The sequence below is a fragment of the Ruminiclostridium josui JCM 17888 genome, from assembly GCF_000526495.1.
GTDB lineage: Bacteria > Bacillota > Clostridia > Acetivibrionales > DSM-1351 > Ruminiclostridium > Ruminiclostridium josui.
Genome location: NZ_JAGE01000001.1, coordinates 1,264,801 through 1,289,750 on the forward strand (window position 1 = coordinate 1,264,801; position 24,950 = coordinate 1,289,750).

Below are 24,950 nucleotides of genomic sequence, written 5' to 3' on the forward strand. Positions count from 1 at the left end.
TTTACCTATATCAATTATGAAATAACCTCAAATGGGTCTGAACATTGTGATACAAGCATTAACTCCGTTTGGTATCATCCATTTCCATGATATCACAGACGTCACACTCCAACGCTATACAGATTTTTTGTATTATTTCTGTACTAACATTTTCGTTTTTACCAAGCTTTGTGATCGTAGCAGAACTAATGCCTGCAAGTTTCTGTAAGTCTTTCTTTTTCATATCTCTATCAATAAGAAGCTTCCAAAGTTTTTTATAACTAATTGCCATCATAATCACCTCTATGTATGTATAATTACATAATATCATTAGCATCATCATATTGCAAACATTTTATTTACGTTCGCATGATTTTTGATTTGTATTCAATAATTCTTACTCCAAATCCTTCTAAATCCTATGCTATAATCTCAGGTGTATAGAATGTTACATCTATCCTGTCTCCTCAACCCTACTAATTTATCTATTCTGTCCACTCACCCCTACCTAATTTCAGACTCATTTTTACTACAAAAAAACACCCTCGATATGTTTCCATGTACCAATATCGAGGGTTTAAGTCGAGTTGACAGATTTACTTTTATTTTATGAAACCCAGTATTTTCAATGGTTACCGAGCTTTATTTCTTAGACATCAAGCAAATGGTCTCAACGTGGGTCGAGTTGATGCAATTGATGTCTGGGGGTTATTTTTTATAGTATCTGTACGTGGGAACATGTCAATCGGTTTTCGGTTATTTTTGAAAAACCGTCGTTCGAGGGAACATGTCTACGGCACTATTCTTCTTTAATACGTTCTTGGAAACAAGTCAATGGTAATATTGAGTTCTCATTGTCTGCACTATAACCCCATTGCATTCTTAACAGATTGATAATCCCAATAATGCTTGCCATCTTTCATTTTTTGCATTGGAGCGTGCGTACCATACTCTTTAATGACATCGGGGCACTTGCTTTTATTAACAGTTGCCGCATTATATAGTATTACAATTTTGATATTTTCTCTATCTCGAACCGCCTTTTTGCACTCATATTCGATGAAACTGTCATTACTTACTGTATGCCCCGTTTTGCACTTACCGTTGTCGAAGTTCGAACAATATGTGCATTCACCTGATCTGCGGCTTTTGGTGTTACTCCCAACAATCAAGACAAATGTTTTAGAGGCATCCATTCTCATAGCAAGGGATGCCTTGATGCTACAGTTCAAGCTATCATCCCGTGCCTGAGTGAGATCATGAGCATCAGTAAATGATAAACTCCATTTCTCACCATCATTCCATTCACGCAGTTTATCAACAGCGTTTTTGTCGCCGTCCCAGTCTGCCGCAATATACGTCTTTGTTCTGTAAGCCATGATTATTTTTCTCCTTTCAGTTCATAAAGATTTATAGTTTCTAACGCCTTTTTCGTAAGAATTATGGATATCTGAACATTTTCATCAAAAGTGACGTTACTCGTCCGAAGAGTACAGAGAATACATCTAAGCAGTTGCTCATTTGGCTTATCCGTCATATCGTCGAGTCGAGTAAGTCCACCGCCGATAAGCGGAATGTTTATCGGTTTGCCTTGATATGTACGATTAATTTCTTTCCACATCTTTCGCAGAGTATTTTCATATTCGGCACGGTTTGTGTGTGCCTCGTTTTGCTCATTAAAATGTGTTAAAGCCAACATCATAACATCTTGAAAAACCTTGATTGTACCCAGCTCATATCTTGTCTTTGCACCATCGGTTGACTCATATCTCTGCAAAGGACTTCTGTTATCTGTAGCAATAGCTAGTTTAAGCGCTTCCTTTTCATCATCGGAAAGAGAGTCTATATATTTCCCGTTAAGAGAATTATGCGCAACAATTATATCGTCAACCTGAGTGTCGAAGTACTCATTGAATGGGATAAGCTTCCAGCCATTAGCAGAGAATATATCTCCCTGTTTCACAATAACTTTCATACCACGAATATTCAACGTAACCTGATTTTTTGTAAGTTTACGCTTTATATATATCGTTCCGATAACAAGTACAACATACACAAGTGTAACTACTCCAATCTGGGCAGGCAGTTTGCCTATACAGTTGAGCGAGAACGACGTGAAACCTACTACAATTCCTATTCCACCAAGTATCGTAAATGCGAGTTTGAGGCTGTCTGTCAGGATTTTTGGAAGCAGTGATATTATCTGCTTTATTCCTTTCATAACATTAACACCCCTTTATTCAACAACCTCATCTTTTTCATCTCCCTATACATAATATCAACTTTGAAGTCAAGTTCTGACGTATTGAGAAACAGTTTTGCCACGAAAATATGGTTTTTATCACTATATGTCATTTTTACTCCTCACTTTATCAACCCCCATTGTATATAAGCATCTCTGCAGTAATAATTTTTACCGTTGCTTAAGTGTTTTCCATTGACATGAAACTGTGTGATTGCGTCCAAAATACAATCCTTTATGAAAGCAATATGTATTGCTTCTGTCCCAGATTTATTTATTCGGTCGGCGAGAGCCTTCGGCCATAGATTACTTAAAGCGTCAACATTGAGAATTGCTGAGTACCCAGGATACGCTATTATCAGTGGAATTTTGTAATTGTCAATTGCTTGCTCGATTTCGTAAGAAAGCACACTTCCAGTATAACGTGTATCCTCTGTGAGAATAACAAGCATATTTTTTGACGCCCTTAACCTTTCCTGAATTCGAGCATATAGTGTAGCTTTTAAACTTGAATCACGGACGGCATATGTTTTTTCGTGGCTATTCGTAATGTTAAACTCGATGTTACTGTTTGCACACCATGCCAGAATAGTAGCATAGTATCTGAAGTCAGACTTGGTAGGGTCGGTTTCACCTAATCCATCAAAAGCGATATATGTTCCAGTTCTGTTTGCCATTATCGATTTCCCTCCTTATTCCACACCCAGAGCGTTATTTATATTTACTAAAATTCATCACATATAAAACCGCATTTAGGACAAACATTCTCGTAACGAGAATAACCGGAATACTTACACCTTGGGCAATTACAGTAATGTAACTGTGTATTGGCTTCATTAAGCTGCTTTTGAAGTTCTGGTAACACTTTCTTTATAAAGTCAATATACTCGTTACTCACTATTTCACCATGGATACCTCTGTTTGCGATTTTTATGATTTGATTTATTAAATCTACTGTTTTGCAATTTAATAATTCACAACGATAGAGATGCCTCACCATTTCATGTGTAGATTTATTACTGTTATAATTTGTTTTTTCACATAAATCAGCCAACATTTTCTCAAGCATTAACCTAACTTTGAATAAATAGATTGATTCTTCAGTAACTTCAAAATCAATTTCACTTGTCACACCTTTTGATTCTTCAATATTCGATATAGTGCTAGTTTCATTATAATTATCAGATTTGGTATTTGCTTTAGTTATAAACTCTTCAATCAATTTTTTAAGTTTATGTTCATTAGGAAGAAAATCACTTCCAAAATTTATTGTATTAGCATTTGAATTAGAAATTCTTAATTCCATAATTTGCATACGAATGTCATTTAGATTTTCTTTAACTTCGGCTTTTACTTTATCTATTTCTCTTTTTAGCTTTAATCCAAATAACTCCATTTCGGAAAACAAAGGAAGTAATAGTAAAATTAGCCAAACGATGAAGATTAGATTTTTCGCATTTAGTTTTTCTAGTTGGTAAATATCGTCTCTGTAATATAAAATATATATAGTACTTAGAGATAAAAGGATCAAATACCACCAATTATTTATTAAATAAGAAACTATCTTTCCCTTGAATTTCATATCATAACCTCAACTAACAACATATTTTATTAATGTCCTAGTAGAGCTTGTATATAGTCCATTAATTCAAAATTATTATATAAAAAAATGGAAATGATTTCAATCAAAATGAACCAATTTTGTCTTCCTTTTACATCCATTCTGTCTCCTCAACCCCTATAAAAAATGCCCGTTATCTAATCTGTCAACTCAACCCTACCCATTTTTGAGCTCAAAATTCACCCCATAAATACACCCTCGATATGTTTCCACGTACCCATATCGAGGGCTTAGGTCGAGTAGACAGATTTACTTTCATTTTATGAAACCCAGTATTTTAAATACTTCACGAGCTTTATTTCTTAGACATCAAGCAAATGGTCTCAACATGCCCCGTCCACGGAAACATATCCACCGGCTGTACTTCCATCACCTCAAAACCTTGTTCCGTCAGGTACTTCAAATCTCTTGCCAGAGTGGACGGGTTACAGCTTACGTAAACAATCCGCTGTGGCTGCATTTCCACCAAAGTATTAAGCAACACCTGGTCACAGCCTTTCCTTGGTGGGTCTACAACCACCACATCCGCTTTTACTCCCTGTGCATACAAATCAGGTATAACCTTTTCTGCCTCTCCCACCAGGAACTCCACATTTGAAACACCATTTAACTCGGCATTTCTTTTAGCATCACTGATAGCATCCGCAACAACCTCGACCCCTACAACACGTTTTGCCTTCTGGGAAAGGAAAAGTGAAATAGTTCCTATACCGCAATACAAATCAAAAACCGTTTCATTCCCTGAAAGGCCTGCATATTCAAGAGCTTTTTCATACAACACTTCCGTCTGGATAGGATTAACCTGAAAAAAAGACAAAGGAGATATCTCAAATCTGAAGCTTCCAATATAGTCAGATATGTACTTCTGTCCATAAATACATACATTTTTATCTCCAAGAATAATATTGGTGTTCCTGGTATTTATATTTAAAATAATACTCATTATATCTGGAAATTCCTCAAGTAGCTTTTTAACCAGTTCATCGGATTTTATCAATTTGTCGCCGTTAATAACCAGCACCACCATAATTTCACCGGTTTTAAAGCCTTTCCTCACCATTACATGACGAAGAAGTCCCTTGCCGGTTTTTTCATCATAAATGGTTACACCCGCTTCCTTGCAGAAATTTCTTACAACATCCCTTATTTTATTGCTCTCATCAGGCTGGATATCACACAAATTGCTGTCAATAATATTGTGAGACCTTGTCTCATAGAAACCTATTTTTATTTCACCGTTATCACAACCCACCGGATATTGGACCTTGTTCCTGTATTTATATGGGTTTTCCATTCCAATTGTATCATTTACCTTAACATCTTGAAGACCGCCTATTCTTGTAATATTTTGAAGAACAGTATCTTTTTTGAAATTAAGTTGTGCCTGATACGTCATGTGCTGAACTGCACAACCTCCGCATTTGTCATATACAGGACAGAAAGGCTTTACTCTGTCCTTAGAAGACCTGTTTATTTTAACAAGCCGTCCTACAGCATAGCTCTTGGTTTGTTTTACTATTTTGATATCAACATTTTCTCCGGGAAGAACTCCATCAACAAAAACCACAAATCCCTGAATTTTTCCTACACCCTGTCCTTCATGAGTTAAACCTGTAATATCAATTTTATATGTTTTATTCTGTGATAATATATTTTGAGAAGGCTGTTTCATTGGTCAACCACCGTTTCCTAAATTTATAACCAATATAATACCATATTTAGAGGATTTGATAAACAAGGGTAGATTCCACAAAAAATAAAATCTTTGGCATGGCAAAAATAGATACTAATTAACCACGCCAAAGTTTCAAATGATTTTGTCTATCTTACAATAATGAATAAATCCGATTTTACTGTTTTTTGTAATCCAACAGGATGTCACGAAGCTTACTGGCATGCATTCCTTCGTCTTGCGCAAAATCCTTGAACACCTGCTTAATCTTTTCATCTTCAATCCTTTTTGAGTACATTTCGTAGTCTCTTACCAGCTCCATGGAGTTCTCCCATGCTCTCAAAAGTCTGTCATACGTGGTAAGTTCAATTTCATTTTCGTTCATAAAATCTCCTCCATTACCCAATAGAATCCAAAAGTTTTTTCAAATCAGCAAAGCACTTACGTTGTTCCTCAAAAGGAACTGAATTCAGCCCACTTGTACTGTAGCAAACAAAATCCAAGGTATCTTCAAGTATACTTCTAGATTGTAGACCTGGCTTAACATTAACACCGGATGCAGGTACCTTCAAAATACTTGAAGCATACGCACGGTACACTCCTATTCCCACATAGCAGGCAATTCGAGGTTTTAAAGTATCCAAAACCCTGTATAGGTTTGCCGAACCTTCAATAACTTCATCAGTACTAATTTCGTTGGCAGCTTTGGTCTGCCTGTCAACAATATTTGTAGAGCCATAACCTAGCTCAAGGATTTTTCTGTCATCCTCCGGTTGGAATCTGACAGGTGTCAGACCTGATTCATACAAAAATCTCCAAAATCTGTTGCTTTTATGTGAATAGTGGTGCCTGTTTTTTGCTGACAGCAAGCCCGGATTATAACCTATAAAGACAACTTTAAGTCCAGGTGCAAGAATATCCGGCAGCGGCTTTTCGTAATAAAAATTATCCATAGTATTCCTCCAAAAGGTAAAAACTACGGAGTGCCTTTCTTTATATTTAGCATTTTGTAGTTTTTTTATGTAAATATTGATTGAATAAAACTTTTTATCAAGGTAAATCTATAAAATTGTAATCAAACTTTATATGGAGGTCAATATAATTGGTATTAATTTTAACTTCTTTAATAGTATCAGCGATTATTGCAATATTGGCAATTTTAATTATATTACTGTTTGTTGTACCGTTAAAGACTGATTTTGTACTTGATACGAATAATTCAATATTACAAGGGACAGCGTTATGGCTCCACCCGTTTATTATGGCTCGGTTTACATTGGAAAAGGGTAATCCGATTTTAAATATCCATGTTTTCGGGAAGCATTTATTAAAAAGGACAATAAAGAAAAAATTCGGTAAAGGTTACAGTATTGATTATCTGAGAGCTATAGCCCCTGAAGATATAAAGGTCACTACACATTATGGCTTTACTAATCCTTTTGATACAGGTATTACTTGCGGAGCTGTGAATATGGTTTCGCAATTAATCAATATAAGTACTTTTGAAAACCAGCCGGACTTTCTTGCAGAAAATGATTATATATATTTAAATGCTTCTGCCAAAATATATATTGGTCCGGCTATTATGAAAATACTAAAAATTATTAGACTTAACAGGAGGGACTTACAATGGATACAAACATGAATCAGAATGTAACCACATTATTTTCAAATCTTGAAGACTTTACTCAGAATGAGGGGCTAATAGGAAAACCGGTTACACATGGGGATAAAACCTTTATTCCTGTAGTCTCAGTTACTCTTGGATATGGAACAGGTAATACAGCAAGCAAAAACCAAGGTTCTAGTACCAAAGAACAAGCTGGCGGTACTACCTCGGGTATAGCCAACAACATGGCAGGAGGCGCTTTAGGGCTTGGTGCAAAACTTTGTACAGATGCAGTAATAATTGTAGACAAGGACAACGTTTCAATGCTTCAGGTTGGCCCTACTGCTACAAGCCAAATTATGGACAAAATACCTCAGATAATCTCAGGTATTGGCTCTAAACAAGGACAGCAAACACAAAGCAGTCAAGGGCAGCAATAATTTAAGACCATTATTTTACTGAATATGAACCGAATAAACGTGTAACACTATTATAGCAAGTAATATCTTTTAACATGAAAGGACAAAATACCATGGATAAAGTAGAAAACAGACAAGGTTTTGGCCTAGGACACCTCTTATTGCGTGTAGTAATCGGAGCTGTCATTCTGGCAATCACAGCATTTTTAACACCAGGTTTTTCGATTTCATCATGGTTTTCATTATTGCTTGCAGCAGTAGTACTGGCAGTATTGGACTGGGCAGTAAACAAGATAACAGGTGTAAATGCAACTCCATTCGGCCGTGGAATTTCCGGCTTCATTATTGCAGCCGCTATCATCTATGTTGTCAAGTTTATAGTACCAGGATATAATATCTCTCTCCTTTCTGCTGTTATTGCTGCACTGGTATATGGTGTAGTCGATGCAATTATTCCTGGACGTGGTATGTAGATACCATAAAGGAATACTGTAAAAATGTTTAGGAGCGGCTTTTATTAAAGCCGCTCCTAATAAAAAAAAATCCCTTTCACAAGGGAAAGATAAGATTATTATTGAATCAGTATGCCGTTATATAAATTATTCCATATTATATACTGTTTATACCTTTATTTTCCATACATTTCCTATATCTTAACCCTTTCAGAAATCCTAAAAAGGTCTGAAGATGCATCTTGTAGCAGCATAGAGATTTCATCCAGATCACTTAGGGTTTTTGCTTGTATCTGAATAATTGAATCAAAATCATTAGATTCAGAGGATTTAATAGAAACTCCGCATGCAATTTTGTCTACGGCATCAACAAACTCTCTGGCTGTCTGATAATGAGTATACGCTTTTTCAGCAGATGCCTTAACAGTATCTGAAACATTATTAATAGATTGGATTATTTCACCAATCCCTTTCTTTACATCATTTATTCTGGCTGCTCCATCCTCAACTCCCAGCAAACCTAAATTCATTTTAGTAACCGCCGCATTAATACTTGACTGTATTTCTTTGATTTGCTCTTTTATTTCAGCTGCTGAATTATTACTCAGGTTGGAAAGCTTTCTTATTTCATCTGCAACAACCGCAAAACCTTTTCCATGTTCACCTGCCCTATTGGCTTCAATTGCAGCATTCAACGCCAGAAGATTTGTCTGTGAAGCAATTTGAGTAATAGTATTGGTAATCTCTCCAATTCTTTCTGATGAGGATTCAAGATTTTCTATAGATGTTGCAATGGATTGAACTGTTTCATTAACAGAGCTTATAAACATTTCTGCCTCTTCAACAGTCTTTTCCTTCAATTTAGCCGTTTCTACTGCCCTGACACTATCTCCTACTGCCTTTTGCGCCTGTTCACTTACTGTTTTTACACCGGAAATTATGCTTTCCGTATCCAGTACAACCTCTTCCCTGTCAGCAGTCTTTGATGCAGAAATTTTCTCCATAGTTGTTCTGTTTTGGTCAACAAGTGACTTAACTCTCTGCTTTAACGTACTTATTTCACTGCCGGTATCCTTAAACTGTTCAATCATTTTCTGTTGTCCGTCAATCACATTGTTAACCTGCTCACCCAATTTACCTATATCATCGGAAGCAGCAATTTCAGCTCTGACTGTCAAATCACCCTTTTCAACCTTTGAAAGAATATTTGACAGATAATGAATAGGCTTAACAATTCTATTATATAAAAGTAATGCAATCAACATACCAATAACAATGGAAAACAGTGTAATAGCAATTATTATCCAGAATATAGCATGCTTTATTTTTTCAGAAGATTTTATATCATTATCAAAATAATTATTAAAAGAAATTCTGAGCTTATCTGAATTATCAAGAAAAGATTTACTAAGTTCAGACATACTTTTATATCCCTCTGAAATAGCCTCATTGTTTAGAATTGCAGTTCTCTTAAATATCTCTTGAGCAGCACCATCTATTGAATTATCCAAAGAATTAAGCCTTTTGATTTTTTCTGAATCAACACCATTTTTTAAAAGGTCTGCCAGTTTCATTTCAATATCTGCTCTATTCTTTTTAAACTCCGCAGATGAATCTTTACCTCCGGCGGCAGAATACAACAAAATTGCATTGTTTCTATTTAATAATAAAGCTACATTAGAAATCTCATTATAGATATTTAAATCACTGGCAACTTTTTTCATATACCAGACCCTGTCAATGCCCTGGGTTGACCTTGTATTATCAAGAATATTCTGGCTGGCAGCAGCTGCCGCCGAAATTCTTTGTTCAAGATCTTCAATTTTCGCATTAAAGTCATTATTCTGAAGGGCTGAACCATCACTTCCTGCCTCGCTGAAATAAGTCAGAATATCAGCCAAAAGCTTTTTTATTTCAGTGAACTGGTTATCAATATATTCGGAGTCTGAATCAACCAGCCCAATTATTCTGTTTAACTCCGTAATATCGTCCTTAAGTCTTAACGACCTGTCGTCAATAGGTTTTATCATTGTCTCTCGGAGCTCACTTATAATGATTTCCATTTCATTATAATCATCCTGAACGCCCTTTAAGAAAGCCTCAATACTCTTATTTTCAAAAGTTTTAATATTAGGACTGATTTTATCATTATATAAACTTACATATTCTTTGTTAATGCTGACCAGTTTCTCTACAGTCTTTTTGTCCTCAGAGCTTATTTTAGCTTCCTTCAAGGTCTTTAGCTCTGCCTCCATCTTTTTCCCTATGTCTGCAAAAGCTTTATCGTCATCACTAAATGAATTTACAATGTCGGTTAAAACCTGCTGCCTTTGAGCAGACAATTTGCTGAGTTCCTGTACTGAATCTTGATTTGACTTATTAACTTCTATATTATTAACAGAATTAATTACCTTTCTATATCCGAAAAAAGAAATTGCAGATGAAATTAACGAGATTGCAATAACAATACAAAATGCTCCAATAATTGTACTTTTTATGTTTTTCATATATTACAACCTCCCGCTTTACAATGAAAATAGCCGAATATAAAATAGTTCTACATTTTAGTATAAAACTCCTTCACCCCATCTACCTTTTTCGCCATTTTTTTCTTGTAAATAAAGATAATTATACATTAAAATGTATCACTACTCTATACAAGTAATGTCCACAGGTTATTTTAATAGCAAATTTGGAAATAATTCTAGTATATTTTTATGAAATGGTGATTTAAATGAAAAAATATTTTAAACCTACATGGTGTTTGGTAATTTTATTACTTTTAATGTTACCAATAATTTACCTCCTTAATGCCAAATCTGCCCGTTTGGAAAAAGCCAATGATGTTTTGGGTGAACAAGTTCGGAATATGTCAAGAACACTTATACAACAAAAGAAGTTACATGAAGCAAACTTGGAGTTGATAAGAATTCTCAAATCCGACCAGACCAACTTTAAAACAAGACTTGAAGAATTTGCAAAAGCCTATTCCAAAATATCAGGCAGCTATGTTAAAAAAACCAGCAGAGGCACATCTGTTAAAAGTACAAATAGCACAATTGAAGATATGATAAAGCTCAACAACCTTGTTAAAAATCTGAACAAAGATTTTAACATTAATAGTGCCCTTACAGTGTCACTTGAAAAATCCAACACAGAGTTGGAGGAATTTGTTGATGCATTGCCTACTTTCATTCCGGCAAAAGGTAAAATAACTTCCCCTTTTGGAATGAGAAACCATCCAATTACACATATAAAAACTCTTCATAAGGGTGTAGATATTGATGCAAAAACAGGTGATCCAATAATGGCCGCCGCTTCCGGAAAAGTAATATATGCAGGCCTTTCCGACGGCTACGGGAAACATGTAATAATTGACCACGGTAATGGTTTTAAAACAATATACGGTCATTCATCAAAACTACTTGTCAAAGCCGGTGAACTTGTAAAAAAGGGACAAAAAATAGCTTTAGTGGGCAGTACAGGTAAAAGTACAGGACCTCACCTGCATTTTGAAATAAGAATAGCCGATACCGCAGTAAATCCTATCAAATATATTGAATTCAAACCCTCAACACAGTGACACAAGAATGTGAATCCGGGAAATATTGTAGTTGTCCCTATAAAACCAAATTTCTTATAAAAGGAAACTTATCATTAAACCGAGGACATCTATATATATGGGAAAGCCAAGCCATTAGTGTAGTTTTGCTCTTTTGCCCCGGCGTATCTTAACATTTAAATAATATGTACTAAAAATTGTTTTATGATATAATATTGTGAGCAAAATGTATTAATTTTAGGAGGATATTATGAAAGCTAATGAAAAGGCTGCATCAGGGCCGGATAGGCAAAAAAAGAAGAAAAAGACCACTTCGTCTACAGCTTCTAAATTTACTCTTGCAGTTATAAAAACAGTATTTGCTATCCTCATATCTTTAGGGTGTGTTGTTGCTGGCGTTTTAGGCGGGGCCGTTCTCGGATACATAAAGACTGCAGTGCCGATTACACCGGATCAGCTTGAAATGTCGAAAGTAACTTTCATATATGACAAGGATGGTAAGGAAATCGCGCAGGTCAAAGGTGGTGAAAACCGAATTCTTGCCGAACATTCTGAAATACCCGATAATATGAGACACGCATTCATTGCAATAGAAGATTCAAGGTTCAGAAGCCATGATGGTGTTGACAAAAAACGTTTTATAGGTGCTGCACTAAGTTATATCATTAAGTTCGGTAATGCTGACTACGGCGGAAGTACCATTACTCAGCAGCTGGTTAAAAATATAACCGGAAACACGGACTCCACAGTTAAAAGAAAAGTACAGGAAGCCTGGCAGGCAATGGATTTAGAAAAAAAGATGTCAAAGGATCAGATTCTTGACAACTATATGAACAGAATAAACACTGGGCTAGGCTGTTGGGGTGTACAAGCAGCAGCAAAAAAATTCTTCAATAAGGATGTAAAAGATCTTTCTCTTGCTGAATGTGCCAGCATCGCAGGTGTTACTAAATCTCCTGGAACATATGATCCAACATTAAGTGAAAAAACAAAGGCTGCAAACAAAGACCGACAGAAAATAATTCTTGCTGAAATGCTTAGGCAAGGATATATTACTCAAAATGAGTATAACGAAGCAGTTGCAGAGCCATTGAAAATATATAAAGGCACAAGTGAAGGCGACAAAAAAGATAGTAACATACAGAGCTATTTTGTAGACTATGTACTGACACAGGTTAAAAACGACTTGATGAAGAAATACAATTTGTCTAGCAATAATGCTACTATAAAGCTCTATAACGGCGGTTTGAAGATTTATACAACACAAGACAGTAATATTCAGAAAATAATGACTGAAGAATTTACAAACCCCAAAAACTTCGCTGCCAATGAAAAAATCAGTAATCCTGACATGCAGGCACAGGCAGCAATGCTCGTTTTGGACCCTGCTACAGGACAAATACGAGGTATGTACGGTGCATATGGCGAGAAAAAAGCTAATTTCACTCTAAACAGAGCTACGGATATGAAAAGACAACCGGGTTCAAGTTTCAAGCCTATAGCCGTTTACGGGCCTGCAATAGACCTTGGTATAATAACACCCGCTACTGTAATAGATGACGTGCCTGTATATCTTGATAAAGAACATCCTAATACTCCATATCCTAAGAATGCGGAAACAGGTGTATATGAAGGACTTCTAACAATCAGAAGGGCTATTCAAAAATCACAGAACGTTGTAGCGGCTCAAGTATGGATGAATTTATTGGGTGCTCAAAATTCTATAAACTACCTGAAAAAGGTTAATATAGACAGGCCGAAAGAAGGCTATGTATCAATGGCCCTGGGTGGTTTGAACGAAGGAGTTAACCCTTTGATTATGGCTGCCGCATATGTCCCATTTGACAACAAAGGAGTTTATCTGGAACCGATATCATACACAAAGGTAACTGATGATAAAGGTAACGTTATATTGGATAAGAAAACAGATCAAAAGAGAAACATAGCATACAAGGAAACAACTGCATTCCTTATGACAAGTATGATGAGAGACGTTGTAACAAGCGGTACCGCTGCTATTGGCGGAGGCCTTGGAACAGTAAAGAATTCCTCTGGTAAAGTTATTCCTACTGCAGGTAAAACCGGTACTACCAATGATACCTATGATAAATGGTTCGTGGGATATTCCCCATACTATGTAGGGGCTACTTGGTACGGATACAATTACAACAAAACTCTCAAAGGTCAAGAAGTTTATCAGGCATTGAAACTCTGGAATAAAGTAATGAACAGGGTACATGCAAAGCTTGAACCAAAAGACTTCCCGCAACCTCAGGGATTGGTGAAGAAGAGTATATGTATTTATTCTGGCAAGCTTGTAGGTCCACATTGCAGTGGTGATCCTCGTGGCAATGCCATAAGGACTGAGTATTTTGAAAAAGGAACAGAGCCAACTGATACATGTGATGTACACGTTCTTGCAAAAGTGGATACAAGCTCAAAAGATATTTACGGACGTCCGTTGTTGGCAAATCCATTCTGTCCGCCAAGTTTGGTAAAGGAAAAGGTATTTATAAAGAGGCCTGTTCCATATTTACCGAAAAGCCCGCTAAAAGGCTCACTGTCAGCAACGATAAAGGACTGGATTTATCAGTTATCTGAAGAAGAATATTGTACAAAGCATGGAAGTGGAACCTCAAACGCAGCTCCACCGAGCAATCCAGCAGCTCCTTCTTCTAATACTGGCAATAGTGGTTCTGATTATGTTATACCAGGAGGCAATACATCTCCAAGCAAACCAAGTAATAATATCGGTGGTAATCCTTCAGACAACTTAAATGACACAGAAAACATTGATAATATAATCCCATAGATAAAAAAACGGCTTTTGCACATTTTAATGCAAAAGCCGTTTTTTTATAAATAAAATTCTATTTTGCTCCAATAAACAATGTTCCAACCTGTTCCCCGCCTAATATGTCAAGAATTGCTTCGGGGTGACTGCCATTGGTCAGTACCACATTTACCCCTGAACCTGTAGCTATCTTTGCAGCACTAAGCTTTGTTACCATTCCTCCGGTGCCTCGTTTGGTTCCCGCACCTTCGGCACACTCCTCAATCTCAGGAGTAATTTTTTCTATTACAGATAACATTTTAGAGTCAGGATTTTTTCTGGGATCAGAATCATAAAAACCGTCTATATCCGATAAAATTATTAGTAAATCAGCCTCAATAAGCTTTGCTACAATAGCAGACAGTGTATCGTTTTCGCTAAAAGTATCCTTTTGTCCTACTTTAAGTTCAACTGTAGATACGGAGTCATTCTCATTTACTATAGGAACAATACCCTTTTCTAAAAGAGTTTCAAAAGTATTAACAACATTTTTACAACATTTATCATCGCCCATTATGTCTCTTGTCAATAGAATCTGAGCAACAATGTGTCCGTATTCTGAAAAGAATTTGCTGTACATATGCATGAGTTCACATTGTCCTACTGCTGCAACAGCCTGCTTTTCTCTAATGGTTTTAGGTCTTTCGGACATTTTAAGTTTATCAACACCTACACCGATAGCTCCTGAAGTAACTAGTACTACCTCTTTACCCTGATTGGATAAATCTGAAATAATTCTTGCCAGCTTATCTATGCAAGTAAAATTAATTTTCCCGGTATCATATGTCAAAGTAGAAGTTCCTACCTTAATGACAATCCTTTGTGCATCCTGAAGATTCTGTCTTTTGAAACACATTTTATCAATACCCCTTATACCAAAATCAAAACATCTTTTAAATTATATCTTAAATCCTTGATTTTTTCCACTACACATCTTCCTGATATGATGGACTTTTGTCTTTTGTAAAATAATAATTTACAAAATTTCCCACTTTATTTAGCAAATAACCCTTCTCAAAAACCAAAAACAATGCTATTCCCAGAACTGTAGAAGCAAGGGCATCCAAAATACTATGCTGCTTAACGAACCATGTAGACATGTATATGATAATACATATTGCTATTGACGAAAACTTCATAAGCAGCCCTTTACCATATTTTAATGTAAATAGTGTAAGCAAAATAGTGTCTAGCATATGGATGCTAGGGAAACAATTATATGGCTTGTCATTGCCGTAAATAATCAGTACTGCCTTTTTTAACAAGTTGTCAGGTAGAACCTCAGGGCGTGGAACCGTCGTTGGGTAAACATAGTATATTGCAAAACAAATGAACATACCAATCAATATACTGAACAAAAGTTTGTAGTAAAATTTTTCATTAAAGTATGCCATAATCAGCAGAATACCAAAAATATAAAAATACCAAAAAACATATGGTATGATAAACCATTCGTTGAAGGGTATCAAATTATCAAGAAATATAGTTACATCATGTGCTTTCTTAGTAGTAACATTCAGTAAAAAGTATATTCCTTGTGCCATTGGTATCAATAACATAAGCAGTATCCTGCGAAAATATCCACGCAAGTTCTCTTGATTTAAAAAATTGTTAGTCATATTTTTTCTCCATCAGAATATTATATTTGACAAATAATTATACTCAGATTTCGAAAAATTGTTTAATATTTCTACATAAAAATTAAAGAAATTCATATTCCCTTGTCCATGTTTGTTTTCTACCCGGCTCAATATTGATATTAATGAATGACTCAGGGCTTGCAACGTGTTTAGCCCCCCACAAGGCAAATTTATGTGGAATAAAATCATTTGTTTCCTTAACACTAACCCCTGACTTACTGTCAAATAATTCCCATGTATAGCCGCCCCTGCAATCAAAATCCTTAAACTGGCTGTAGAATTCCTCACTGAAACTGTCAGGCCATGTCAGCACTCTGCCATTACAAATAATCTCGCCGCTGGTGCCTTCTGGATGAATATCACAAGGAAGCTTTAATGAATAACTGCTTCCTATGCTATTGTTATCTATTCCAATAAAATTGTGACAGTACTCCGTGGTACTTATTTTTTTCTCTCCAGTGTTCTCCAATTGGTAGGTTATTTTTAATCTGTTTTGGCATAAGCTTATACTTTTTTTATATATGTAAGCATAACCATTGTGAATAGGCATCACAGCAGAAAATTCAGCTAAAGTCTTATTGTTAGTCACATTAAAATCTAAGGGCTTAACCTCATATTTTCTGAAAAAGTCATAATCCTCCATATCCGGCCTCTTCAAAAGGCCTACGCCAATCTTTGGAAAGTACTCTCCCACAGGCGTTTCATCAAAACCCACAGGCTCACGTATTCCAAATTCTCCGCAAAGTCCGCACCCGCCTGAACCCTTTCTTGAATCCAAAGATTCCTTTACGCAAAAAGTATGTTTTCCGTCTAAAGTAACTTGAGTAATAAATCCACACCAATCAAATCTGGAGCCATTGTATTTTTCTCCAGGGTATGAGATTTCAACAGAAAGTCTCTCATTACTCAAAACAATATCTTTACACATAGTATCCTCCTTATAAATTGGGTTTAACCAACATAAATACCTTATATTACAAGTGGATGTGAGTCAATAGTTTTCAAAGCAAAAGGGCCGATGTTTTTGGAGAATCTCCATAACAATCAGCCCTACAAAAATTCAGTTACATAAATTTAGTTACTCATCATCATCTTCACTCATGTGCTTTTTGGCCTCTTCAATAACTTTGTTTGCAACCATAGCCGGTGCTTCTTCATATCTTTCAAACCATAGCTTGAAGTGTCCCCTTCCATGTGTCATGGATCTCAAATCTGTGGCATACTTGAACATTTCAGCCTGAGGAACCTCAGCCTCAACCTGCTGCTCCCCGTTATCCATTGGATTCATACCAAGAATTCTTCCACGTCTTTTATTCATATCACCGATTATATCTCCCATATACTTTTCAGGCACATAAATCTCAACATGCACAATGGGTTCCAGTAACACTGGTGAGGCCATGGGCAGACCTTTCTTATAAGCAAGTTTCGCAGCTATTTTAAAGGCCATTTCAGAAGAATCTACATCGTGATATGAGCCATCAACCAATGTCGCTTTAAGGTTTACCACCGGATACCCAGCAAGAACACCGTGTACAATGGCTTCTCGTAAACCCTTTTCTACGGCTGGATGATATGATTTGGGTACAGAACCTCCAAATATCTTTTCTTGGAAAACAAGATCCTCTGTATCGCCATGCTCAAACTCAATCCATACATGACCGTACTGACCATGTCCTCCCGACTGTTTCTTATGTTTTCCTTCTGCCTTGACTTTTTTCTTGATTGTTTCTCTATAAGGTATTTTAGGATTAACAAGATTTACTGATACTCCGAACTTAGCTTTAAGCTTGCTGACAATAACATCCAGATGTTGTTCTCCTACACCTGAAATAAGTGTTTGATGAGTTTCTGTATTATTTGAGACTTTAAATGTGGGATCTTCATCCTGAAGTTTATGTAAACCAGAGTTGATTTTTTCCTCATCCCCTTTTGCTTTGGGTTCTACAGCCATTGAAATAGCCGGGTCTGGAAAAGCTATTTTATCCAATATAACTTTATTTGCCTGGTCACAAAGTGTGTCGTTGGTATTAGTTCCGGCCAGCTTTGCAACTCCACCTATGTCACCTGCAATAAGCTTATCTGTGGGAATCTGCTTCTTACCTCTCATAACGAAAATTTGACCGATTTTTTCTGCCCTCTCTGTTGTAGAATTAAAAACAGAAGAGTCTGCCTTCAAAGTTCCTGAATAAACTCTGAACATGGATATCTTACCTACAAACGGGTCAGCAATAGTCTTGAACACCAATGCAGAAAGAGGTGCAGTTGCATCGGGATTTATTTCAATATATTCGTCCTTTCCTACTTTTTGAGCCTTGACTTTTACGGTTTCGGGAGATGGCATAAAAGACACAATAGCATCCATCAACTCCTTAACCCCCATATTATAGTAAGCAGAGCCGCAAAATACAGGTGTTATTGTTCCATCGGCTATACCGACCTTTATGCCCTTTTGCAGTTCTTCCGTCGTATACTCTTCACCACTGAAAAACTTTTCCATAAGAGCTTCATCAGTTTCAGCTATTAATTCATTAAGTGAGTTTTTTATTTGAGAAATTCTATCTGTTAAATCCGAAGGAATATCCGATTTTATTACTTTATCCTTTTGGAATTTTTTCGCAGTCATATTGATTATGTCTACATAACCAACATATTTATCAGCCTCGTAGATGGGAATCTGGAATGGTATAACACTGTTGCCGAAAATGTCCAGCATTTTATCATAGGCAGCATTGAAATTGGCATTTTCTTCGTCCATTTTATTAATAAAGAACATCCTGGCTGCACCACGCTCTTTGGCGTAAGCCCATGATTTTTCTGTTCCTACAGAAACTCCGCTTTTTGCAGAAACAACTATTACCGCACCTTCTGCAACACGAATGCCCTGCATTACTTCTCCTACAAAGTCAAAATAACCGGGAGTATCAATTACATTGATTTTATGGTCCAGCCATTCACAAGGTGCCATAGAGGTACTAATAGATATTTTTCTTTTAATTTCCTCGGGATCATAGTCAGACGTTGTAGTCCCGTCAGCTACTTTCCCAAATCTGTCCAGTACGCCAGTATTGAACATCATAGCCTCTGCTAGAGTAGTTTTTCCTCCCCCTCCATGTGCCAAGAGGCATATGTTCCGTAGTTTTTGCACGGAATAGTCCTTCATAATCATTCCCCCTTATTTTTTCAATTATTTCACACCTGTATAATAAACCGACTTCCCTTACAGAAATCGTTATTCGGGTCATACATTCCAGCTTTATAGCCTGTTCTCATTTGTATAAAACCTCAATACAATAAGTAAAGTGAAACAGAATAAAAGGGTAAAAATATCTAGTGCATATTTAATATTAAGTTTTTAAGAATAACAAATATAAATTATATCTATTATTCTTAATTCTATATCAGTACAAAATTACCTTTTTTATATAGTAAATTTTTTAAAATCTTGTAGCTTATAGCTGTTTATAATTTTTATATGATGCTATATAATATAGTGTAATATATCAATCAAACTAAATGATTGGATATATTAACAGGGCTTAGAGTCCTTGTGTAATATGGTAGAACGGTGTTTTTCGGATTTAAAAATGTAAAACGGTAGAAAGGTGTTGAATTTTAATGATTATTGTAATGAATCCAAAATCAAATCAAATGCAGATTGATGATGTCATCAATGTCCTAAAAAATTCAGGATTGGGAGTACATGTATCACAGGGTACCGAAAGAACTATTATCGGTATAATCGGTGATAAAGCAGTTCTTCGTGACATTCCTCTTGAAATTATGCCAGGGGTTGAAAAACTTGTTCCAATCGTAGAATCCTTCAAATTGGCAGGAAAAACATTTCAGCCTGAACCCAGTGTTGTGGATGTAAATGGAGTAAAAATAGGCGGTAAGGAACTTGTTCTCATGGCTGGTCCATGTGCTGTAGAAAATCGGGAACAGATACTAGAAGCTGCCAAAGCAGTAAAAAAATCAGGTGCTCAGTTTTTAAGAGGAGGAGCTTTCAAGCCAAGAACTTCCCCGTATGCTTTTCAGGGTCTTGAAGAACAAGGACTTAAGCTGCTCAAAGAAGCAAAGGATGCAACAGGTTTGCAGATAATCACAGAAGTAACTAGTGAGAAAGCAGTAGAACTGTCAATGCCATATGTAGATATGTTTCAGGTAGGGGCACGTAATGTACAAAACTTCCAACTTTTGAGAGAAATAGGAAAATCCATGAAACCAGTACTTCTAAAGAGGGGTTCTGCAACCACTATTGACGAGTGGCTCAACGCTGCTGAGTATGTAATGAGTGAAGGCAATTACAATGTTGTATTATGCGAAAGAGGTATCAGAACCTTTGAAACAGCTACTAGAAATACGCTGGATTTAAGTGCCGTTCCCGTAGTTAAAAATATGAGTCATCTGCCAATAATCGTTGACCCCAGTCACGCTGCTGGGAAGTCTAAATATGTAATTCCGCTATCCAGAGCCGCCATAGCAGCGGGTGCCGACGGCCTTATAGTTGAAGTACACCCGAACCCAATATGCGCTTTATCTGATGCAGCACAGCAGTTAAAGCCATCGGAGTTTGATTCACTTTGTAAAGACATAAGTAAGCTTGCACCAATCTTAGAGAGAGAGTTCAACTATGGATGTTAAAAGTATATCGATTATCGGCCTGGGTCTTATTGGCGGTTCATTAGCCAAGGCCTTCAGGCATGAGTTTAGAGACATAAAAATATATGCAGTTGATAATTGTACCGAGTCTCTTATATTTGCTGAAAAAGAAGGGGTTTTAAACAAGGGCTTTAATAATTGCTGTGATGAGATATGGAATTCCGATATCATTTTCATTTGTACTCCAGTCAGCAAAACCATTAAATATGTAAATGAATTATCACATAAAATAAAAAAAGGTAGTATATTGACAGATGTAGCCAGTACCAAAGGAGAATTGCACAATTACATTGATGGCCTTGCAAACCCTCCCCTATTTGTAGGAGGACACCCTATGGCCGGAACAGAAAAATCAGGCTATACAAATTCACTAGCTCATATGTTTGAAAATGCTTATTATGTTTTGACCCCCACAAAGGGCTCTAATGACGATGCAATAAATACTTTACAAGAATTGTTAAGGAAAATAGGCGCCATACCTATTGTGGTTTCCTCCCCTGAACACGATACAGTCACAGGATGCATAAGCCATGTCCCTCATATCATAGCTTCCGCACTGGTGTCCCTTGCAAAAAATAACGAAAACAGTCAAGGCCTTATAAAGCTCCTTGCAGCAGGAGGATTCAAGGATATTACCAGAATTGCATCTTCAAATCCTTCTATGTGGGAAGACGTTGTTATAAGTAACGGGCCTGTAGTTGTAAAGCTTTTAGAGGATTTTAAACTTATAGTTGACGGTATGATAGACAATATCAAATTGGGCAAAAATAAAGAAATATATAGCTTTTTTGATAATGCGAAAGCCTTTAGAGACGGTTTTTCCAATACTGCTACCGGTCTGCTTCCAAAGCAATTTGAGCTTATCGTAGATGTTACCGATGAGCCCGGAATTATAGGAAAAATAGCAACTCTACTGGGCAATAACGGAATAAACATTAAAAATATAAATGTATCCAACAGCCGAGAGTATGAACAGGGATGCCTTAAAATTACCCTATCTGATCAGGAAAACACAGATAAAGCCTTTGAAATTCTAGAAGCTTCTTCATACATGGTATTCAGAAAAGACTAGCTTATTTTCGACACACAAAAGCCGACATATAATCAAATGTCGGCTTATTATTATTCTCTTTCAAACTTGTCATTTAATTTATATCCAAGAACCATAAGGCTGTCACTCAGATGTACGTTTTCCACTATTACATCATATGGAATTTTTAAATCCATAGGTGAGAAATTCCATAATCCCTTTACTCCCAATCTGGCAACTCTGTCAGCAACAGTAGCTGTCTCTTTGTATGGAACACAAAGCATGGCAATATCAACGGGGTTATGTAGTATAAACTCCTCAAGCAAATCAAGACTCATAACCTCAAGATTTTTGAGTTTTTTACCTATTACTTCAGGATTGACATCAAAAATTCCAATTACTTTGAATCCTCTTTTCATAAAATTCTCATAATTGGATAATGCCTGTCCCATATTTCCTGCACCAATTATAATACAATAAAAGGTTTTGTTAATACCTAGTATATTACCTATTTCATTATATAAAGACTCTACATTGTATCCATATCCCTGCTGTCCAAAACCGCCAAAACAATTTAAGTCTTGTCTTATCTGAGAAGCAGTTATTCCCATACGGCTACTTAGCTCTTTAGAAGACACTCTCTTAATACCAAGTTCAAGTAAGTAATTCAAGTATCTATGATAACGGGGAAGTCTTTTTATTACAGCCATGGAAATTTTCTTTGAAGCCATTAAAATCTTCACCTCATAATTATTAGTGTTGGTATTATATCATCTTCGTTATTTTATTGTCAATATCAGTCTGCCTCTATAACAACATTTCCTCTTATTTATATTAACATGTTAATGGGGTTTTATACTTATTTATATACTTGTTTAATGTATAAAATAGGTTAGTGTACCACTGCTAATTGTGATAAAATAGTACTTGTGTCATTTACAAAAGATTTTAAAGGAGAAATTTTAATGAAAGTTTTGCACTTAATCGGTGGAGGGGATGTTGGAGGAGCTAAAGTGCACGTTCTGTCACTTGTAAAGGAACTTACTTCTAATATAGATGTTACTCTTCTTAGCCTCAGACCGGGAGCCTTTGCAGATGAAGCCCGTGAAATGGGGATAAATGTAAAAGTAATAAAGTCCTCAAATATTATTGCAGATATACGCAACGCAATACAATTTGTTAAAAATAACAACTTTGATATTATTCATTCGCATGGTGCCAAGGCAAATATTTTTGCCTATGCTATAAAAAAAGCTTGTCATATACCAGTAATTACAACAATGCACAGCGACTATAAACTTGATTACCTCCAAAGTCTGCCTAAAAGACTTTCTATAGGGTTATTTAATTCATTGGTACTTCGCAGTCTGGATTATTATATTGTGGTTACTTCTGCTTTTAGAAAAATGCTTGTAGACAGAGGATTTGACACAAATTCAATATATACAATTCTTAACGGAATAGATTTTGATAAAAAACTCAATGACTATTCAAGGGAAGAATTTGCCTCAAAATACAAAATACAATTAAATGAAAAGGATATACTTGTAGGAATAGCAGCAAGATTGACTCCCGTTAAAGGTATTAATACCCTGTTAGATGCAGCAAAACTGGTTGTTGAGAAAAATCCCAATGTAAAATTTCTTATAGGCGGAGACGGAGAAGATTATAAGTCCCTTACCACTAGATGTCATCAACTAGGGTTGGATAATAATGTATTCTTTCTCGGTTGGCTTAATGACCCTTACGAGTTAATGAGCATCATTGACATTAGCGTATTAACCTCTATAAGCGAGGGTTTTCCATATTCCATTTTAGAAGGTGCCCGCTTTTCAAAGGCTACTGTCAGCAGCAGAGTAGGAGGAATACCTGACCTTATAGATTCCTCGGTAAATGGTTACCTTTTTGAACCCCTTGACTATAATACTCTTGCCGATTACCTTCTGGAGCTGTCATTGGACCATGAAAAGCGAATAGAATTCGGTAAAAGAATTTATGAAAAAGCCTATAAGAACTTCTCTCTGGATGCCATGTGCAAAACTCAGTTGGAGATATATACAAAGATACAAAATGATGTTTTAAATAAATCTAAGGGCAAAAAATATGATGTAATAGTATCCGGTTACTATGGTTTTGGTAATATCGGGGATGATGCAATGCTCAGATCCATTGTTGACAATCTCAAGGAGCAAAAACCTGACATATCTATCCTTGCACTTTCCAGAAATCCCCTGGAAACTACTCGCAACTATGGAGTAAGTGCCATAAACAGGAAGAATATGTTCAAGGTTTATTCATCAATGAAAAAGTCCAAGCTTTTTGTATACGGCGGAGGCAATATTATCCAGGATAGTACAAGCTCACGTTCCCTATTGTTTTATCTGGGAACCGCATGGCTTGCCAAAAAGCTAAAACTGAAAATAATGTTTTATGCAAATGGGATTGGCCCAATAAATAAATCAAGTAATACAGAGCGTTCTCGTAGAATATTGAATATGGCCGATGTAATTACCGTCAGAGAAAAATTCTCCCTAAACGAACTTAAAAAAATGGGCATTATAGGACCCAAAATTATGTTGACTGCCGATGCTGCCTTTGCTGTCAATATTAATTCGGATGAGCTAAATGACAGCCGCAATTTTTCTGGGTTGTCCCCTGATAAAAAATATGCAGGTTTTTCGGTACGAAGATGTCCCGGTTTTGAAGAACAGCAGCATGTGAAATATGAGCAAGCTATTGCAGAAGCCGCAGATTATGTTTTTATCAAATACGGACTAGAACCTGTATTTATACCAATGGAATACAATGTTGATATATTTACTATTAAAAACATTATTTCAAAAATGAAAACTAAAAACTATATTATAAGCAATAATCACACTGTTATAGAAACCTTTTCGGTTATAAATAAAATGGACATCATAGTGTCCATGAGGCTTCATGCTTTAATTTTTGCGGCTTATTTGAAAGTTCCTTTTATTGGAATCAGTTATCAGCCAAAGGTTGACGGTTTTTTGGAATATATTAATCAACCGACTGCCGGAAATGTTAAAGAAATCAATTTTGAACGTTTACGCTCTAAAATTGATAATGTTTTGCAAAATCGTGAACCCATTAAGGCAGTTTTGGAAAGTTCCGTAGAAGAGCTTATATGTAAAGCCCGTGAAAACTCTCTCTATGCAATTGAATTAATTTCCGATTAAAATGATAATTTAAAACATAAAACACG

At 36.1% G+C, this 24,950-nt stretch carries 22 protein-coding genes; 8 read left to right on the forward strand and 14 right to left on the reverse strand.

The window, feature by feature from the left end; translation table 11 throughout:
• Positions 1-58 precede the first annotated feature (58 nt).
• The 8 genes from K412_RS0105900 to K412_RS0105945 all read right to left on the reverse strand — a co-directional run bounded on the left by K412_RS0105900 (position 59) and on the right by K412_RS0105945 (position 6,467).
• Entirely contained in the window at positions 59-271 is a 213-nt protein-coding gene (locus tag K412_RS0105900; protein WP_024832242.1) for a helix-turn-helix domain-containing protein, read from the reverse strand.
• 571 nt (positions 272-842) lie between these two features.
• Positions 843-1,358, reverse strand: a complete 516-nt coding sequence (locus K412_RS0105905) for a TIR domain-containing protein (protein WP_024832243.1) — start codon at positions 1,356-1,358, stop codon at positions 843-845.
• A gap of 2 nt (positions 1,359-1,360) precedes the next feature.
• Positions 1,361-2,200, reverse strand: a complete 840-nt coding sequence (locus tag K412_RS0105910) for a macro domain-containing protein (RefSeq protein ID WP_024832244.1) — start codon at positions 2,198-2,200, stop codon at positions 1,361-1,363.
• A gap of 143 nt (positions 2,201-2,343) precedes the next feature.
• The gene (locus K412_RS0105920; protein WP_024832245.1) at positions 2,344-2,898 is read right to left on the reverse strand and encodes a TIR domain-containing protein; all 555 of its coding nucleotides are present in this window, start codon (positions 2,896-2,898) and stop codon (positions 2,344-2,346) included.
• A 47-nt stretch (positions 2,899-2,945) separates the two neighbouring features.
• Positions 2,946-3,803 (reverse strand): hypothetical protein, encoded by an 858-nt coding sequence (locus tag K412_RS0105925; protein WP_024832246.1) that lies wholly within the window; start codon positions 3,801-3,803, stop codon positions 2,946-2,948.
• A 334-nt stretch (positions 3,804-4,137) separates the two neighbouring features.
• Positions 4,138-5,514, reverse strand: coding sequence for a 23S rRNA (uracil(1939)-C(5))-methyltransferase RlmD (gene rlmD / locus K412_RS0105935; RefSeq protein ID WP_024832247.1), 1,377 nt, complete (start codon positions 5,512-5,514; stop codon positions 4,138-4,140).
• Positions 5,515-5,692: 178 nt separating this feature from the next.
• On the reverse strand, positions 5,693-5,899 hold the full coding sequence (locus tag K412_RS0105940) for a ferritin family protein (RefSeq protein ID WP_034847229.1): 207 nt from the start codon (positions 5,897-5,899) through the stop codon (positions 5,693-5,695).
• A 13-nt stretch (positions 5,900-5,912) separates the two neighbouring features.
• Entirely contained in the window at positions 5,913-6,467 is a 555-nt protein-coding gene (locus K412_RS0105945) for a mismatch-specific DNA-glycosylase (protein ID WP_024832249.1), read from the reverse strand.
• A gap of 149 nt (positions 6,468-6,616) precedes the next feature.
• Between K412_RS0105945 and K412_RS0105950 the strand changes: the two genes are divergently transcribed.
• The 3 genes from K412_RS0105950 to K412_RS0105960 all read left to right on the forward strand — a co-directional run bounded on the left by K412_RS0105950 (position 6,617) and on the right by K412_RS0105960 (position 8,015).
• The gene (locus K412_RS0105950; RefSeq protein WP_024832250.1) at positions 6,617-7,159 is read left to right on the forward strand and encodes a hypothetical protein; all 543 of its coding nucleotides are present in this window, start codon (positions 6,617-6,619) and stop codon (positions 7,157-7,159) included.
• Positions 7,144-7,563, forward strand: coding sequence for a GerW family sporulation protein (locus K412_RS0105955; RefSeq protein ID WP_024832251.1), 420 nt, complete (start codon positions 7,144-7,146; stop codon positions 7,561-7,563). Before K412_RS0105950 ends, K412_RS0105955 begins: the two co-directional genes overlap by 16 nt.
• A 92-nt stretch (positions 7,564-7,655) precedes the next feature.
• Entirely contained in the window at positions 7,656-8,015 is a 360-nt protein-coding gene (locus tag K412_RS0105960; RefSeq protein WP_024832252.1) for a phage holin family protein, read from the forward strand.
• Between the two features lie 173 nt (positions 8,016-8,188).
• On the opposite strand, the gene K412_RS0105965 is transcribed toward K412_RS0105960, so the two are convergent.
• Positions 8,189-10,501: a methyl-accepting chemotaxis protein gene (locus K412_RS0105965; RefSeq protein WP_024832253.1), complete on the reverse strand. Its 2,313-nt coding sequence runs from the start codon at positions 10,499-10,501 to the stop codon at positions 8,189-8,191.
• A gap of 227 nt (positions 10,502-10,728) precedes the next feature.
• Between K412_RS0105965 and K412_RS0105970 the strand changes: the two genes are divergently transcribed.
• Together K412_RS0105970 and K412_RS0105975 are read left to right on the forward strand one after the other, a co-directional pair.
• Positions 10,729-11,577: a M23 family metallopeptidase gene (locus K412_RS0105970; RefSeq protein ID WP_024832254.1), complete on the forward strand. Its 849-nt coding sequence runs from the start codon at positions 10,729-10,731 to the stop codon at positions 11,575-11,577.
• A 229-nt stretch (positions 11,578-11,806) separates the two neighbouring features.
• Positions 11,807-14,368 carry a transglycosylase domain-containing protein gene (locus K412_RS0105975; protein ID WP_024832255.1) on the forward strand — a complete coding sequence of 854 codons (2,562 nt, stop codon included), beginning with the start codon at positions 11,807-11,809 and terminating at the stop codon, positions 14,366-14,368.
• Between the two features lie 58 nt (positions 14,369-14,426).
• Here the strand turns inward: K412_RS0105975 and proB are convergent, their stop codons facing one another.
• The 4 genes from proB to fusA all read right to left on the reverse strand — a co-directional run bounded on the left by proB (position 14,427) and on the right by fusA (position 19,192).
• The gene (gene proB, locus K412_RS0105980; RefSeq protein WP_024832256.1) at positions 14,427-15,245 is read right to left on the reverse strand and encodes a glutamate 5-kinase; all 819 of its coding nucleotides are present in this window, start codon (positions 15,243-15,245) and stop codon (positions 14,427-14,429) included.
• Positions 15,246-15,315: 70 nt separating this feature from the next.
• A complete protein-coding gene (locus K412_RS0105985) occupies positions 15,316-16,008 on the reverse strand; it encodes a phosphatase PAP2 family protein (protein WP_024832257.1) in 693 nt (230 codons plus the stop codon).
• 82 nt (positions 16,009-16,090) lie between these two features.
• Entirely contained in the window at positions 16,091-16,957 is an 867-nt protein-coding gene (locus tag K412_RS0105990) for a hypothetical protein (RefSeq protein ID WP_024832258.1), read from the reverse strand.
• 150 nt (positions 16,958-17,107) lie between these two features.
• Positions 17,108-19,192: an elongation factor G gene (gene fusA, locus K412_RS0105995; RefSeq protein ID WP_024832259.1), complete on the reverse strand. Its 2,085-nt coding sequence runs from the start codon at positions 19,190-19,192 to the stop codon at positions 17,108-17,110.
• A 455-nt stretch (positions 19,193-19,647) separates the two neighbouring features.
• Between fusA and aroF the strand changes: the two genes are divergently transcribed.
• Together aroF and K412_RS0106005 are read left to right on the forward strand one after the other, a co-directional pair.
• Positions 19,648-20,673 (forward strand): 3-deoxy-7-phosphoheptulonate synthase, encoded by a 1,026-nt coding sequence (gene aroF, locus K412_RS0106000; RefSeq protein ID WP_024832260.1) that lies wholly within the window; start codon positions 19,648-19,650, stop codon positions 20,671-20,673.
• Positions 20,663-21,763, forward strand: a complete 1,101-nt coding sequence (locus K412_RS0106005; protein WP_024832261.1) for a prephenate dehydrogenase — start codon at positions 20,663-20,665, stop codon at positions 21,761-21,763. The genes aroF and K412_RS0106005 overlap by 11 nt, the downstream gene beginning before the upstream one ends.
• Positions 21,764-21,813: 50 nt before the next feature.
• On the opposite strand, the gene K412_RS0106010 is transcribed toward K412_RS0106005, so the two are convergent.
• The gene (locus K412_RS0106010; RefSeq protein ID WP_024832262.1) at positions 21,814-22,452 is read right to left on the reverse strand and encodes a redox-sensing transcriptional repressor Rex; all 639 of its coding nucleotides are present in this window, start codon (positions 22,450-22,452) and stop codon (positions 21,814-21,816) included.
• A 234-nt stretch (positions 22,453-22,686) separates the two neighbouring features.
• Between K412_RS0106010 and csaB the strand changes: the two genes are divergently transcribed.
• Entirely contained in the window at positions 22,687-24,924 is a 2,238-nt protein-coding gene (gene csaB / locus K412_RS0106015; protein ID WP_024832263.1) for a polysaccharide pyruvyl transferase CsaB, read from the forward strand.
• Positions 24,925-24,950 lie beyond the last annotated feature (26 nt).